General features: G+C 67.8%; 13 protein-coding genes and 2 pseudogenes. 9 read left to right on the top strand and 6 right to left on the bottom strand.

Features of this window, described 5'->3' with window-relative positions; all coding sequences use genetic code 11:
• The first annotated feature begins 79 nt into the window (after positions 1-79).
• The gene (locus ACIBK5_RS02335; protein ID WP_399015276.1) at positions 80-1,000 is read left to right on the top strand and encodes a LysR family transcriptional regulator; all 921 of its coding nucleotides are present in this window, start codon (positions 80-82) and stop codon (positions 998-1,000) included.
• Positions 1,001-1,523: 523 nt separating this feature from the next.
• On the opposite strand, the pseudogene ACIBK5_RS02330 reads toward ACIBK5_RS02335, so the two are convergent.
• A pseudogene (locus ACIBK5_RS02330) lies at positions 1,524-1,911 on the bottom strand (transposase).
• Between the two features lie 493 nt (positions 1,912-2,404).
• Here ACIBK5_RS02330 and ACIBK5_RS02325 point away from each other — a divergent pair.
• A complete protein-coding gene (locus ACIBK5_RS02325) occupies positions 2,405-2,635 on the top strand; it encodes a hypothetical protein (protein WP_399015274.1) in 231 nt (76 codons plus the stop codon).
• On the opposite strand, the gene ACIBK5_RS02320 is transcribed toward ACIBK5_RS02325, so the two are convergent.
• Positions 2,607-3,422 (bottom strand): IS5 family transposase, encoded by an 816-nt coding sequence (locus ACIBK5_RS02320; protein ID WP_399015271.1) that lies wholly within the window; start codon positions 3,420-3,422, stop codon positions 2,607-2,609. The two genes, ACIBK5_RS02325 and ACIBK5_RS02320, sit on opposite strands and share 29 nt — an antisense overlap.
• Positions 3,423-4,020: 598 nt before the next feature.
• Here ACIBK5_RS02320 and ACIBK5_RS02315 point away from each other — a divergent pair.
• The 4 genes from ACIBK5_RS02315 (at position 4,021) to ACIBK5_RS02300 (ending at position 8,386) form a co-directional block, all read left to right on the top strand.
• The gene (locus tag ACIBK5_RS02315; protein ID WP_399015269.1) at positions 4,021-6,000 is read left to right on the top strand and encodes a polymorphic toxin-type HINT domain-containing protein; all 1,980 of its coding nucleotides are present in this window, start codon (positions 4,021-4,023) and stop codon (positions 5,998-6,000) included.
• Positions 6,001-6,507 (top strand): hypothetical protein, encoded by a 507-nt coding sequence (locus tag ACIBK5_RS02310; RefSeq protein ID WP_399015267.1) that lies wholly within the window; start codon positions 6,001-6,003, stop codon positions 6,505-6,507.
• A gap of 132 nt (positions 6,508-6,639) precedes the next feature.
• Complete coding sequence (locus ACIBK5_RS02305; RefSeq protein ID WP_399015266.1) at positions 6,640-7,032, top strand: hypothetical protein; 393 nt, start codon at positions 6,640-6,642, stop codon at positions 7,030-7,032.
• 343 nt (positions 7,033-7,375) lie between these two features.
• Positions 7,376-8,386 (top strand): aldo/keto reductase, encoded by a 1,011-nt coding sequence (locus ACIBK5_RS02300; protein ID WP_399015264.1) that lies wholly within the window; start codon positions 7,376-7,378, stop codon positions 8,384-8,386.
• Positions 8,387-9,248: 862 nt separating this feature from the next.
• Here ACIBK5_RS02300 and ACIBK5_RS02295 read toward each other — a convergent pair.
• Positions 9,249-10,280, bottom strand: a complete 1,032-nt coding sequence (locus ACIBK5_RS02295; protein ID WP_399015261.1) for an SGNH/GDSL hydrolase family protein — start codon at positions 10,278-10,280, stop codon at positions 9,249-9,251.
• A 417-nt stretch (positions 10,281-10,697) separates the two neighbouring features.
• Here ACIBK5_RS02295 and ACIBK5_RS02290 point away from each other — a divergent pair, with 417 nt between their 5' ends.
• The gene (locus ACIBK5_RS02290; RefSeq protein ID WP_399015259.1) at positions 10,698-10,898 is read left to right on the top strand and encodes a hypothetical protein; all 201 of its coding nucleotides are present in this window, start codon (positions 10,698-10,700) and stop codon (positions 10,896-10,898) included.
• Positions 10,899-11,087: 189 nt separating this feature from the next.
• Here ACIBK5_RS02290 and ACIBK5_RS02285 read toward each other — a convergent pair whose 3' ends face one another.
• The 3 genes from ACIBK5_RS02285 to ACIBK5_RS02275 form a co-directional block, all read right to left on the bottom strand.
• A complete protein-coding gene (locus ACIBK5_RS02285; RefSeq protein ID WP_399015257.1) occupies positions 11,088-11,309 on the bottom strand; it encodes a helix-turn-helix domain-containing protein in 222 nt (73 codons plus the stop codon).
• Positions 11,309-11,800 (bottom strand): DUF2975 domain-containing protein, encoded by a 492-nt coding sequence (locus ACIBK5_RS02280; RefSeq protein ID WP_399015256.1) that lies wholly within the window; start codon positions 11,798-11,800, stop codon positions 11,309-11,311. The genes ACIBK5_RS02285 and ACIBK5_RS02280 overlap by 1 nt, the downstream gene beginning before the upstream one ends.
• 446 nt (positions 11,801-12,246) lie before the next feature.
• Positions 12,247-13,182 (bottom strand): AraC family transcriptional regulator, encoded by a 936-nt coding sequence (locus tag ACIBK5_RS02275; RefSeq protein ID WP_399015254.1) that lies wholly within the window; start codon positions 13,180-13,182, stop codon positions 12,247-12,249.
• A gap of 89 nt (positions 13,183-13,271) precedes the next feature.
• On the opposite strand from ACIBK5_RS02275, the gene ACIBK5_RS02270 reads away from it, so the two are divergent.
• Both ACIBK5_RS02270 and ACIBK5_RS02265 read left to right on the top strand, forming a co-directional pair.
• Positions 13,272-14,201, top strand: coding sequence for an NADP-dependent oxidoreductase (locus tag ACIBK5_RS02270; protein WP_399015252.1), 930 nt, complete (start codon positions 13,272-13,274; stop codon positions 14,199-14,201).
• A gap of 17 nt (positions 14,202-14,218) precedes the next feature.
• Positions 14,219-14,362: pseudogene (locus ACIBK5_RS02265) on the top strand (IS5/IS1182 family transposase); the annotation flags it as partial.
• Positions 14,363-14,425: the final 63 nt, after the last annotated feature.

Raw genomic sequence — 14,425 nt, 5'->3', positions numbered from 1 at the left:
TGCCGGGAGGCACGATGTCTGCTGATCGATAAGGAATTCGTTATGGCTGCAAGTCGAACCGGCGAAAGGGTTCACGGCAATGGGAGCGTCCCTGGCAAGGGAACCGAGCATCCATCAGCTTCGGCTCTACCTCACACTGAGCGAGGAGCTTCACTTCGGAAACGCCGCGGTGCGCCTGTTCATCACGCAGCCGGCGCTCAGCCAGCAGATCAGAGAGCTGGAGAAGCGCCTGGGGGTGCGTGTGATCGAGCGCACGAGTCGGACGCTCGCCCTGACCGAGGAAGGAAGAGCCCTGCTTCCTGAAGCCCGTGCCGCGGTCGAAGCTGTCGATCGACTGAAGCGCGTCGCCGGCGCACAGCAGCGACAGATCTCCGGCCGAGTCATAGTGGGAACCATCGGTGCTGAGGCCTCAATGGCGCACACCCGCGCAGTGCTGGGCCTACTCAGAGATCGCCACCCTCAACTGACCCTGCATCTGATGAACCTCAGTTTCGCCGATCACATGGCGGCGCTGGCACATCAGCAGGTCGATGTGGTTTTCCTCCGTCCTCCCGCGACGGACGACATAGAACTGCAGCACCTGGCCACCGAACCGCGAGTGGCCTGTCTCCCTGCCGACCATCCATTGGCAGTCTTGCCCCAGCTCACTCTGGCCCAACTCGCCGATATCCCGGTGGTCGGCATGCCCGAGCAGATTCCACGGCTGTGGCGGGACTTCTGGGCGGTTGACCCACGCCCTGACGGCAGTCGCGTTCGATATGGTCCCGTGGTCACCGACATGGAATCGCTGATGCACACGGTGGCTACCGGAGAAGCAATGTACTTTCTGCCGGCGGCCGCCCGCGAATACTTCCCACGCCCAGGTATCCGATACAGCACGGTGGTTGACCTCCCGCCCTCGACATCCGCTCTCGCCTGGCTACGGCGAAGACGTTCCGAACCCACGATCAGAGCTGTGCGCCATGCTGCGCGACAAGTCACCTGCAAGGCTGAAAGCTGAGTTCGCGAGGGTCTCAGGGAGGCGAGGTGTGGGTCGAGATTCGCGCTGCTGGGTTGCGGTGGCGTGGGGAGCTGCGACGCCGAGACGGTCTCGGTGAGCTGCTGAATGTAGGCGTCTGCGAACGAGAGTCATTCCTCGATCTCGGTCCTTTCCTGCCCGGGCAGCAGGCAGGGCCCCGGCGTTTGCCGGATACATCCGGTTTCATCACGTGACGGCGTAGAGGGTGCGCGGCAGGGAACAAGCCTCCGACCCCAGGGGATTCTTCGGTGTGGTTCGCCCTGAGGCCGGGGACGAATGGATCACGCGACAGCCGACGCTCTCTATGGTCTTGGCATGGCCAAGGTCTGCGTCTTCTGCGGGTGCACTCCTCTGACGAAGGTCTGCTCCGACTGCAACAGCGGCTGGATGAACCAGTTGGAGGAGCACATCAGGTACTTCCTACCTGACCTCATCCGCGGAAACCTGTGCACCGTCGACGCTGAGGCTCAGCGAGCGCTTGCGGCATGGTCTCTACGACGTCATTTCATTTGGCGAGTCTGCGGTGGCATATGAGGGTCGCGGCGATGGCGGTGAAGGCAAGGAAGTGTTCCGGCTTGCGCTCGTAGCGGCGGTGGAGGCGTCGGCAGCCGGAAAGCCAGGACACGGTCCGCTCCACGACCCAGCGGTGCCGGCCCAGGCGTAGCCCTTGTCTCCGTGCAGCTTGCCGGGCCGCCGATGTCGCGGGCCGCGGCGGGAACGGATGGGCGGGATGTCTCGGACCAGCGGGATGAGGGCCTGGCTGTCGTGGAGGTCGGCGGCGGGCGGCCAGCGCCTCGCGGTTCCCCTCGTCGGCGGTGCCCTCCACCCTGCGGACGAACCGGTGCCGGCGGCACCACCCGCTGGAACAACGTCCACAGCTCTTCCGGTGCCATCCGCTCGACAAGCGCAGCAGTCGTCACCCCAGACTGCTGCAATATCACGCCAACTGAAATGGCGTCCAAGAGATGCCGCGGGTAGGAGCGCCGTCGCGAGCGCCGCGATACCGGCGCCCGGACCAGCGGAATCTCTTAGACGTCATCCGCTTTCCGAACGTGATCGTTTAGTTCGGGTTGGGTGGGCATGAACTCCGACTGGCGGCGGGAGAGATGGGTGTGTTCGTCCGCTCGTCTTGCTCGTGGAGGTGGCTGGTGGCGTCGGTGCTCGGTCTGCTGGAGGCTCGGGAGAAGAGGGTCCGGGAAGAGATCGCCCGGTTGCGGGAGGAGGCCGAGCGGGTGCAGGCCGCGCTCGGTGCCGCGGAAAGTGCTTGAGCGGCTGGTGGATGCTCGTGCAACGGTCGCCGAGGTACTGGCTGAGCCGGCTTCCGAAGTTGCGGAGCCGGTGTCTGGAGCGGTGGCGGGGGCGGTGGTGCCGCGGCGGACCGGGGACATGGCTGTGTCGGTCCTCGCCCCGGACTACCAGCAGATCTTGTCGGTGCTGGAGTCGGAAGCGGGCCGGGAGGGCATGCGCTGCCAGCAGTTGGCCGTCGCTCTGGGGCTGGATGCGGTGCCGACGAAGGTGGAGGGGCTGCGGTCGAAGGCGAAACGCCTGGTGGAACGGGGGTGGGCTCTGCAGGTGCGGCCGGGAGTGTTCACCGCTCTCGCGGTGCCGGCCGTCTGAATCCGGCCGGGCGGCGTCCGGCCAGGCGGCCGCTCATGAGCATGGTCATCGACCACAGCACCATGGCTTCGTGCATGGCGGGCAGGGTTTCGTAGTCGCGCACCAGGCGACGCGAGCGCATCAGCCAGCTCAGCGTCCTCTCCACCACCCACCTGCGCGGCAGCACCACGAACCCCGCTGTGTCGTCGGTGCGTTTGACGATCTGAAGGGTGAGCCTGAGCTTCTCGCGGACCCAGTCGACGAGCCGGCCGGCATAGCCTCCGTCCGCCCACACCAGCCGGATGGAGAAATACTGCCCTCGCAGCTGCTGAAGCAGCGGGACGGCGGCGTCGCGGTCCTGCACGCTCGCCGCGGTCACCGCGACGGCCAGGACCAGGCCGAGGCAGTCCACCACCAGGTGCCGCTTACGGCCGCACACCTTCTTCCCGCCGTCCCAGCCGGACGTCGGGCGGGGGATGTTCGCCGCCGCCCGCACCGACTGCGAGTCCACGATCGCGGCCGTCGGGTCCACCGCACGGCCCTCCTTCCGGCGGACCAGATCGCGCAGCCGGTCGTGGAGCTCGGCGAGCAGCCCCGTGACCTGCCAGCGGCGGGCGAAGGCGTGCACGCGCCGATACGGCGGGAAGTCCGCGGGCAGGTTGACCCACTTCACACCGTTGTCTACGACATAGCGCACCGCGTCCAACATCACGCGGTGGCAATAGCCCTCCGGCCGCCCGCCCCGACCCTCCAGCCAGGCCGGAACCGGCAGCAGTGGCCGCACCACCCGCCACTCCGCCTCCGTCATGTCGGAGCCATAACTCGAAGTGCGCTCCGGCCCATCCGCCGCGTTGCCGAACCTGTGCGCGAGGCAGTCACACGACGGTGGCAGCGAGTTGGACTCCGCACACGCGGACGCGAAAGACTGCGGCAACAGGGCCTCCTGGTACTCGGTTGGGATCGCACCCCCGAACTACCAAGAGGCCCTGCTGTCATGCGCCGACCCTCGCGTGATCACCCGATCAGGAACCCTGTTCGACCAGACCAGCCCCGTCATCGATAAGCGGATGACGTCTCAGACGGTGAAGTGCTCAGTCACGCACCCGGCCCCAGTCGTTGTTGACTGCCACGGGGCGCCATTCGCGTTGCCGTCCGGCCTGGTGTGGTGAGGTGGCCGGGGCTCAGGACGGACAGGGTGGCCGTACCGTCGCCCACCGCTGCCCGTTCGTCCGATCGCCGCCCACAGAGTCCTCGATGCTTGGGATGCGGGGGAGTTCGCCGCACCTAGTAAGCTACCGATCGGTAATTTTCAGGGGGAGTTCTCGTCCGGGAACTCTGGGCTCGCGCGACGGTCGACCAGCCGTGTATCCGCGGGCTCTTGACGTAGGACGTATATGCATCACCGTATGACGCGGCACGCTGTCGCGTTTCTGATGGCCTTGGCGGTCTTCTTCTGTCCGGGGCTGGGGGAGAAGACCGCTGCGGCGGCCCAGGGAATCGAGAATCGTAAGGCGGCCGTGGGCGCCGCCGAAGAACTCACAGAAATCGTCACGGCCGCAGCCAAGTACTCCGGCTGCAGCGGCAAGCCGCTGCTCGAAAAGCCCGCTTGCTACCGCGAGTTCGCCGACAAGGCGATCCGGGTCGGCGTCGGCGTGGGTGTGGCGGGGTATGTCATCCACCAAGTGCACAAGGACAGCACCCAGCACTTCGCCAACCTCCGCAAGGAACTTGCCGGGTTTGAGGAGCTGAAGAAGGCGGTCGTGCAGGACCCTGCCGCCATCAGCGACCCGGCACTGCGGGCCAAGGCGGAGAAGCAGATCCGCGCCGCCTTCGCCGCTGCGCAGGCGGATGTAGACCACCGGCGGGCGAAGATCAACGAGGCCATACAGACCGTGGTGGTCCTGGCCGAGGTCACCGTCGCATTCCTGCAAATGATCTTCGCGTTGGCCGCGCTCGTCGGCGATCCGGAGTTCCAGGAGGCGGCGCGCAGCATCAAGACTGGCCTCAAAGGCATGGGTAAGGACCTCGACCGGATCAACGCCGGCCTCGAACAGACGAGTCGCGGCCTCGACACCATGAATGAGGCCATGGCTGAGGTGAACGGCGCGCTGGCCCAGATGAACCGGGGGGTCGACCGCGCCAACAAGGGCATGAAGGAGATGAACCGGGGCATCGCCCAGGCCAACAAGGGCATGGACGAGCTCAACAAGCACGTGCCCGGCATCAAGAAGGGTGCCGAGAAGCTCAAGGAAGTGCCCGGCATTGAGTTCGACTTCTCGCACCTCAAGGACACTTGGGGCTCGGGGACTTCCGGGCTCGACACCGATAAGCAGCAGCGCCGCATGGGACTGCTCATGGACCTGCTGCCCGGCATCGGTGATGGCAAGGGCATCGTCGAGGCGGTGATGGGCAAGGACCTCGCCACCGACGAGGAGTTGAGTGGATTCGAACGGGCCACGGGCGCACTGGTCGTGCTGCGCTGGCTCAAGACGGGCAAGAAGGCCCTCGACGGCGACGACGTGCGGGCCGCCCGCAAGGGCGCGTGTACCTCCGCGAGCGTCACTGACAACAGCTTCCCGGCCGGGACCACGGTCCTCATGGGCGACGGCGGCAGCACGCCGATCGAGCGCGTACACGAGGGCGACAAGGTGCTAGCCACCGATCCCGCAACCGGCCTCACCCGGGCGGAGCCTGTGACCGACCTGATTACGGGATCGGGGGAGAAGCGGCTGATCACGCTCGTCGTGGACACCGACGGAGAGGCAGGGGACCGCACCGACACGATCACAGCGACGGACCGCCACCCGTTCTGGACGCCTGGCCCGGGAGTGTGGACCGATGCCGTCGACCTCGCTGCGGGGATGCGACTGCGTACCGGCACGGGCGCGGACGTGGAGGTCACCGCAGTCGGGACGCGCACCGTCGAGCAGACAGTCCACAACCTCACCGTCGCCGGCACCCACACGTACTACGTGCTCGCCGGAAGCACGCCCCTCCTGGTCCACAATGCCAAGAAGAACAAGTGCAGCCTCGAGATTGACCACGTAGGCCAGGTGGACCAGGACTGGGTCACCAAGGGCGCTCACGTCAACATGAAGGACGGCATGGAAGTGGCACTGCGCCCGGACGGCAAGGGCGGCATCCGGGGCGAGGCGATCCGATTGAAGAACGGCACCGCCACGCAGAAGCAGGTCGACGCCGTCATCGCGACGATCAAGTCCGACCCCAAGGTGCGCGCTGACATGATCAGGGTGACGAAGGCCGCCAAGGAGGTCTTCGAGTCCAGCGCCAAGGCTATGAAGGAGGGCCGCAACCCTCAATGGCGCTTCAGTAACGACCGCACAGCCGAACTGCAGGCCCTGATCGAGGCGATGGAGAAGATGTAGATGTCGGACCTGGACTTCTACGCCCACGTCGCCACCCGCGGCGACGTGTTGGGCGTGGGCATCGGCGCGCAGCCCGCCGAGTGGGAGACCAAGCTCGGCGCCGACTTCCTCGACACCGAGGACGGGGACCTGCTGCGCCGGGACTACGGGCTCGTGGAGCTGTCGTTCCAGGAAGAGGGCAGCGCTTGGCCCTGCTTCGGGGTGAGCGTGCAGGTGCATCGTCTGCGGTCGGACACCGAGTCGTCCGTACCGGCAGCCCTGCGCGGCGCGTACGGCGAATTCGCTCCCTCGACGCGCTTCGAAGACCTGGCCGCGGCGATCGTCGGCCTCGGCTCCTCGGTCGAACCCGAACCGGACGACGGCGGCACAACCGGGGACTTTCACCGCTACCGGGTCCGCGAGTCCGGCGTGAGAATCTTCGTCCGCGCGGACGAAGGCGCCCAGGGGCAGGCGGGTGTGGTCTGGAGCCTTAGCGTGTCTCCCTCGTGGTGGCGTGAGGCGGGCTGATCTGGTCCTCGGGGTCGGCGATACCACCAGATGGGCCGACCACCCTGCCAGGTGGTCGGTTCCAAGGATTGCCCGACCCCGGAACGGGCTGCCCCCCTGATCCGTAGCGACGCATGCCGACAGCGATGGCCTGTGAGCCTCAAAGGTTCACCGCTCACCGACCTCATCGCCGTCGCCGAGCGGCACCCGCAGATCGCGGCCATGACCGTGATCCGCCGTGACGGCCACGCCCTGGCGCGCCACGAGGCTGGCGGCGCCGGGCGGGCTTCGTGGGCACTGACCGCGGAACGGCTCCGCCCGTACACCGAGCAGGAGGCTGGCGCGTTCCTCCGCCTCCACCAGGTGCTGCGCCGGGCGCTGCCCCGGCACCGGACCGAGCTGGACGAGATCGCCGCGCTCGCCCGGCCCTTGATGCCGCCTCGGGTGCAGTCGGCCCGGATCGACCGGCCGCACACGCCCATCTGGCCCCTGGTGCTGAGGAGTTCGGGCTACAACTCCCTGAGCGCGTTCAGCCGGGCCGCGTAGAGGGCGGCGATCCGGTCGGCCTCCTCCGGGTCGGCGGTCGCCAGCTGCGCCTGGTCGGCGAGCGCGGCCTAAACGATCACGTTCGGAAAGCGGATGACGTCTTAGTGATCGAGCGATGATCGGTCGTGGCGACGGGACCCGCGAGGGCGGTTTGCCGTCAGGGGGCTGAGTAGTGCCCCACGCGCTCGGCCGAGAATTGACAGTTTGTTACCTGCTACCACTGGGTTCGCTGACGTCCGGCTGAAACGGTCGAAGCTGACAGGGCGCACATGCCACCCGTCTCCGAATTCCGGACCGAGACGTATTTGCGTCAGAGCGCACTCCAACTCCTAGGTTCGGAAGCATGCGATACATCAAACTCGGAACGACCGGACTGGAAGTCTCCGCCATCACCCTCGGCTGTATGAGCTTCGGCGAGCCGGACCGAGGTGGCGAGCCCTGGTCGCTGGGCGCGGACGCCAGCCGGGACATCATCAAGCAGGCCCTCGAGGGCGGCGTCAACTTCCTCGACACGGCCAATGGGTACAGCGCCGGAAGCAGCGAGGAGATCGTCGGCGGGGCGGTCAAGGACTTCACCCGGCGCGAGGAGGTCGTTCTCTCCACCAAGGTCTGGATGCGGATGCGACCCGGCCCGAACGGCGCCGGGCTGTCCCGCAAGGCGATCTTCGCCGAGCTCGACGCCTCCCTGAAGCGACTGGGGACCGACTACATCGACCTGTACCAGATCCACCGCTGGGACTACGACACCCCGATCGAGGAAACCCTCGGGGCGCTGCACGACGCGGTCAAGTCCGGGAAGGTCCGCTACATCGGAGCCTCTTCCATGTACGCCTGGCAGTTCGCCAAGGCCCTGTACCTGGCTGACCTGAACGGCTGGACCCGGTTCGTGTCGATGCAGGACCACTACAACCTCATCCACCGGGAAGCAGAGCGGGAGATGATCCCGCTCTGCGCCGACCAGGGCATCGGCGTGATCCCGTGGAGCCCGCTGGCACGGGGCAGGCTGACGCGGGCCCGGGACGCCGCCACGGCGCGTGCCGAGACCGACGCGGGCGGCAAGATCCTCTACCGCGAGGAGGACCAGTCGGTGGCCGAGCGCGTCCACGAGATCGCGGGCAGGCGGGGTCTGTCTCCGGCCCAGGTCGCCCTGGCCTGGGTCATGCGCAACCCGGCGGTGACCTCGCCCATCGTCGGGGTCACCAAGCCGGCCCAGCTGGCCGACGCGGTCGCCGCAGTGGACGTCGAACTCGACGAAGACGAGGCCGCCTACCTGGAGGAGCCCTACCAGCCGCACGAGGCCGTCTACCTGGAGGAGTCCTTCTACAAGCAGCGGCCTGTGGCGGACTCCCGGTAGTCCGGGCTATCGCCGGGCCTTCGACGAGTCCTTGGTCCCGGCCTTCACAGCCCTGTGGTCGGCCCGGCGATGCTTGCGGGCGGTCGCGCGCAACTGCATGATCCGCGCGCTGCCCGCCCAGCGCGGTGAGCAGGATGCCCCCAACCGCGGCCAGCAGCAGGGCCACGCGCAGCGGAACGTGCCCGTGGGCATCGAAGTAGCTGACGTCCACCGACTGCTCCTGAGTTTGGTCAATTGGTCAAACCACTTGGTGTTGACGGACCTGCACACCTTGCCGTGTTCCAGATCGACCTCATCCGTTCCTACCGGTCCTTCCTCGCCCGACGGCGCCGCGTTCGACCGGAGGCTGAATACCGGGACCCGACCGACGAGGAATGGCGCGAGTTCCAGCAGCATTTCGCGCTTCGCAAAGTTGAGTTGGGCACCTGCGGGCGCCCCTACGGGACTCCCTGCAAACACGAACACGACCGAGTTGATGCCCGAGCGCTCGGCGGCCTCTAAGCAAGGTGCCCGCGCGCGGCCCGGCTGTACCTCGGGCCATGATCCGAGGTACACAGCACGGTGGCGTATGCCGGAATAGGGGCCTGCGCCAGCCCCGTTCTCGTCGCCGTGATCGTCGCGCTGCTCGCCATGCCCTTGTGCGCCATCAGGCAGGTCGGCTGACCCCTCGGCGGTGTCATCGACGTGGACCCCACTGTCGGCACAGCGCGAAGGTCAAGCAACTCGTGGTGTCCGGTCCGGGAGGCAGCCGCACGTCGAAGCCCCAGGCCGATGGCCTGGGGCTTCGCTGAGGGGTGAGGGCGGGAGCCGGACCCGCGCGCGGCAGGGATGCGGGAGCGGTCTCCAGCAGGGGCTGTGGCTCTTACCGGTTGAGGATCTGCTCGATCTTGGTGGCCACGTGCTGGGCCTGGATGTCACGGCCCTTCTCGTTGGGGTGTGCGTACCACGGGATCGGCTGGCCGAGGAGTTCGAGCTTGGAGTTCTCCAGCAGGCCGCCGATGCCCCGGTCGGCGCCGTCGCACGCCGTGTTGTTCCCGGTGTGGTCGTAGAGGTCCACGAAGTCGGCACCGTCATCCGCGGCGGCCTTCTTCATGACGTCGTCCAGCCGCTTCTGGACCTGGTCCAGGACCGGCAGCGCGTCCTGGGGGATGTCGGCGAACGGTGGTTCCGTCTGGCCAGGGGCCGCGGTCAGGCACTGGGTCGTGTCCTTGGGCACGAGCCGGGGATAGCCGACCAGGACACGCTCGGCGTCCGGAGCCAAGTAGCTCATGCGCAGGAGCATCTCCTCCAGGTCCCCTTCGACCCGCTGGAACTGGTAGTCCAGCCATGCTGTTCCGTCTTCCGACTCGAAGAACTCCCGGCACTCGCCCGCTGGCTTGTCCGGGTCCAGCGGATACCCGGGCAGCAGTGCTCCCTCGTCGCCCCGGAGCTTGGCGGAGCACTGCTTGAGGATGCTGGTGAAGCCCAGCGTGTTGCCGCCCATACCGCCCACGACCAGCTGGGTGTCCTCCTTGAGCGCGTCCTGCTGCGCCGGGAGCGTCCCGGCGCCGAAGGGCAGCTGCTGCTCCTTCCAGAAGTGTTCGACGAGCGCGCCTCCGCAGGAGACGTCCGACTGGACGTCGAGGGTGATGCCGTTGTCGGCCAGGCTCCGGGTGGCGACGGCGGGATAGTTCTCCGTGGCCTGGAAGCACCAGCCTCTCTCGTTGTCCATGTTGTTCACGGGGGCGATGCCGAAGTTGGCGGTGTAGGAGTCGCCGAAGAAGACGGTCGGCACCGGGTCGGCGGGTGCCGCGCCGGCGGGTGCCGCCGGGACGGCGAGTGCCAGGAAACTGCCCAGCGCGACTGCTGCGGCGGCCAGCCGCCGTGCCCTGGGAGTGGTTGTCTTCTTACGCATGGCCGGAGGCATGCCTGTGCCCTTTCGTCGAGGCCCACGCGAAACGGGGCGAGAGAGCGCTACGCTCCGCATTCACTCATGCGCGGAATGTGATATTCCAGGGGTGGTGAACCGCAACCGGGCGTTCTCGGACAATCTCTTCACTCATGTCCATCTCGCCTGTTCAGCAGGGGTGTTGGCAAGGCGCGGCCGATGCGTCCGGATGTGAGCCTGACCCGAAGGGGGGAGGAGCTTGCCCGCTCGCCGTGCGGACCCGACGGCGTGACCGTGTACGGGGGGCACAAGTGCCTGGCGTACGGTCGGCCATGCCGCACAAACGAGCCTCTGCCGAAGATAGGTTCCGTGGTCGACGTGGTCGCCTTCGCGTACTTGGCCAGAAGTCTGCCTGATCCCTGGACCTAGACCGGCGGGCCGCAGATGGGGATCTCGGACGAGCAGTTCTGCCCCGCCCCCGAGAACTGGGTGGGGAGATTCAAGGAGCCTCATCAGCGCTCCCGGACCACCGCCCGGCTCGAGACCAGCGACCACGACCGCTTCCCCGCCCGCATCCGCTTCAAGTCCAAGGGCGACGACGGTGCCTGGTGCCTGGAGCGGGTGAGGGTCGCCGCCTGTGGATGAGCGACCTCCAGAGCACCTGCGCCGTACCGGCGGTGACGGCTGACCTGTGGTGCCCGTGCCGGGACTTGCCTGGGAAGGTTCGGGCCCGGCCGGGTCGTGCCAGTCCACATCGAGCGGTACGACGGCTGATCGAAGTCTCTGGTCGCCCTTGTGGTAGCTCGACGCGTGGCAGGGGCTTGGAAGGGCGCGTCATTCGCCTGCGGTGTCCTCGGCTTCCCAGCGCAGCAGGTCGCCCGGCTGGCACTTGAGTACCTCGCAGAGTGCGGCGAGCGTCGCGAAGCGCACCGCCTTGGCGCGGCCGTTCTTGAGTACCGCCAGGTTGGCGGGCGTGATCCCTACGAGGTCCGCGAGCTCGCCCACGGACATCTTCCGTCTGGCCAGCATCACGTCGATGTCGACAGCGATCGGCATCAGATCACCTCGTTCAGCTCGGCCTGCATCTGCGACGCTTCGATGTCGCGCGCGACGGCCTGGGCGAGCAGCATCCGCAGCACGAGGACGATGAGCGCGACCCCGAGGATGGCCACACCGATCCCGCCCATGATGACGGTGACGCCCGGGTCGTCCCGCTGGCCCGGCGCGTTGATGACCGTGACCGCGAACCACAGGACGGCAGCCCCGACGATCGAGCCGATCACGCCGTCCACGTACCGGAAGGCGGCGTGGGAGAACACGGTTGCGCGTCGCACCATCGTCACCAGCCGCCATACGCAGATCAAAGCGACCTGGGCCGACAGCATGCCCAGGATCGTGATCACCCGCAGCGCGGTCAGCGGGAGCGACCCGTCCTCCGGGTCGCTCCCGCTGAACAATGTCCACACCATCAATGCCTGCACGAACACGGTGCCGACGAGCACCACCACGACCACGGCGCGCAGCGCACGTACGGTCAGCTTTCCCATGACCCACCCTTCCATCGAAACACGATGGGAATCTATCGAGATTCGATAGGCAAAGCAAGCGCTGGGATGGAGGTGAGCGGCACTTTCGCTGTCTTCTGCGGATCGGGCGCGATCGGTGGGTGGGGGAGGGGTCAGCCGCAGTCGTTGCGGCTTTCCACCGCGCGCTTTCCCCGCCGGCCGAAGCAATCGGCAACTGTCGCACGGCCGTTAACCGCGCAACCACCTGGTCCAGCCAGCGCCGGCCGCGTCCCGCCCAGCTCTGCACCCACCTTCGCTGCTTCCGGTCGTTGCCGGCCCGGAGGGTTTGCCACCCCGTGACGGCTCGATACAGGATGCGGAAACGCACCCTGGGAGCGTGTCTCAGTAACCGGCTACCCGCTGGCGGAGTGCACCCGAATGTACCCAGTCACGTACAGCTGAGCGTGCTCAGGACGCCTGCGCTGGATTCAGCTCCGGCGTCTGAACGTGCCGGGGGCTGTCCCGTGCGTGCGCTTGAACGCGGTGGCGAAGGCGAACTCGGAGGCGTAGCCCACCTGGGCGGCGACGGATTTCAATGGTGCGTCCGATGCCCGCAGCAGGCGCGCGGCCGTGGTCATCCGCCACCAGGTCAGGTAGCTGAGGGGTGGTTGGCCGATCAGTGTGGCGAAGCGCCTGGCGAACGGTGCGCGGGAAAGCCCTGCTTCCGCGGCGAGTTTCGCCACTGTCCACGGTGCCGCCGGGGCCCGGTGGATGGCGTGGAGGGCGGCGGCGACCGGTGGGTCGTTGAGCGCGGCGGCCCAGCCGGTGGTGTTGCCCCGGGCGGGCTGTTCGTTGAACCAGATGCGCAGGATGTACAGCAGCAGTGTGTCCAGGAGCGCGGGAACGGCCGCGTCCGTGCCGAGGCGCGGGTGCTCCAGTTCGGTGGCCAGTAGCCCCACGGCCGAGCGCAGTTCCGGGTGCTGATCGGGGTGCGCGGGGAGGTGGATCCGGTCCGGCAGGTCGCGCAGCAGCGGGTGGGTGCGGGAAGGGTCGAGCTGGTAGGTCCCGCAGAGCACGACGGTGACTGGACCGCCGTCTCCGGTCCGGTCGACGCTGTCCGACGCGTAGGGCTCGGACAATCGGGGGTCGTCGGGGCCGCAGGCGGGGGCCGTCGCCAGGGTTTTGGGGCTGTCGGCCAGGGTGTGTCCACTGCCGTGGGGCAGGAACACCACGTCGCCCACGCCCAGCGGGACGGGCTCTGCGTCTGGAGGGAGTAGCCAGCAGGAGCCCTGAAGGATCACCTGAAAGCCCGCCGACCCCGGTACGGAGGCGAACTCCTGCCCCCACGGGGCATGCCACCGCACGTGCGCCGACCGAGGCCGCCCGGTCCGCATCACCGCGATGACGTCACTGAGCACATCCATGCGGTGAGACTACGCGGGCGAGACGTACGCGTATGAACTGGGCGCTCTGCCGCATGGATCGTCTCCGAGTGCGGTCGTAGATTCGCGGCATGAAGATGAAGACCGCACGTATCCACGAGTACGGCGACGCGTCCGTGATCCGCTACGACGACGTTCCGCGCCCTCAGCCCGCAGCCGGTGAAGTGCTCATCCATGTCGCGGCGACCTCGTTCAACCCCACCGAGGCCGCGTTGCGGGGCGGACTGCTGCGGGCGTTCTTACCCTTGGACCTGCCCTACACGCTCGGATGGGACGTTGCCGGCACTGTCGCCGAGATCGGCGCGGGTGCGCAGGGGTTCACCGTCGGCGACCGGGTCGTCGGGCGGCTCGACAGCGCGGGTGCGGCCGCCGAGTACGTACGGGCGCCCGTGGCCACGCTGGTCGCGGCCCCCGCCTCCATCCCTCTTGCGAACGCTGCGGCCCTTCCCGTGGCCGGTCTCACGGCGTGGCAGGCGGTGTTCGAGCACGGGAAGGCAGCCGCCGGTCAGCGGGTACTGGTCAACGGTGCGGGCGGAGGTGTCGGTGGCTTCGTGACGCAACTCGCCAAGTACGCAGGAGCCGAGGTGATCGCCACGGCCGGAGCCCGCAGCGCCGAGGCGGTCCGGCGGCAGGGGGCGGACCAAGTGATCGACTACACCGCCAAGCCGGTGGTTGCAGCGCTCGACGGCCCGGTGGACACGCTGCTCAACCTGGTCCCGCTGAGCCCGCCGGACGCCGCGGCTCTGGCGCCGCTGGTGCAGCCGGGCGGGCGGATCGTCTCGATCGCCACCCCGATCGAGCCGCCCGCTGATGCCGGGGTGACTGCGATGCACATCGTCGCCCGCAACGATGTGGAACATCTGGCGGCGCTGGTGGAACTCATCGACGCGGGTGTGGTCACCATCGACATCAGTGAGTCGCGCCCACTGGCCGACCTCGGCGTCATCCACCGCCTCAGCGAGGCCGGCCGGATCCGAGGCAAGGTCATCATCGTTCCATGAGCCGCCGGCGGCCGGACCTGCCCCAGGATCACCTGGCCCGGTTCGTCGCCGGCCTGGTGGGCGAAGTGCTGGACCTGGGGCCGGTCCTGGCCGACTGCACCGAGAAGCGAGGCTCCCCGCCCTGCGATCCGCGGCTGATGCTGCATCTGCTGATCTACGGCATACGGGACACCGCCCCGGCGACAGCCGCATCCGCCACGTCAGCAGCCTCGTCCTGGCCGCCC

This window comes from Streptomyces sp. NPDC050546, from assembly GCF_044457425.1.
Classification (GTDB): Bacteria; Actinomycetota; Actinomycetes; order Streptomycetales; family Streptomycetaceae; genus Streptomyces.
Note: the sequence above shows the minus strand (reverse complement) of the source record. Positions and strands in the feature narration are given on the sequence as shown.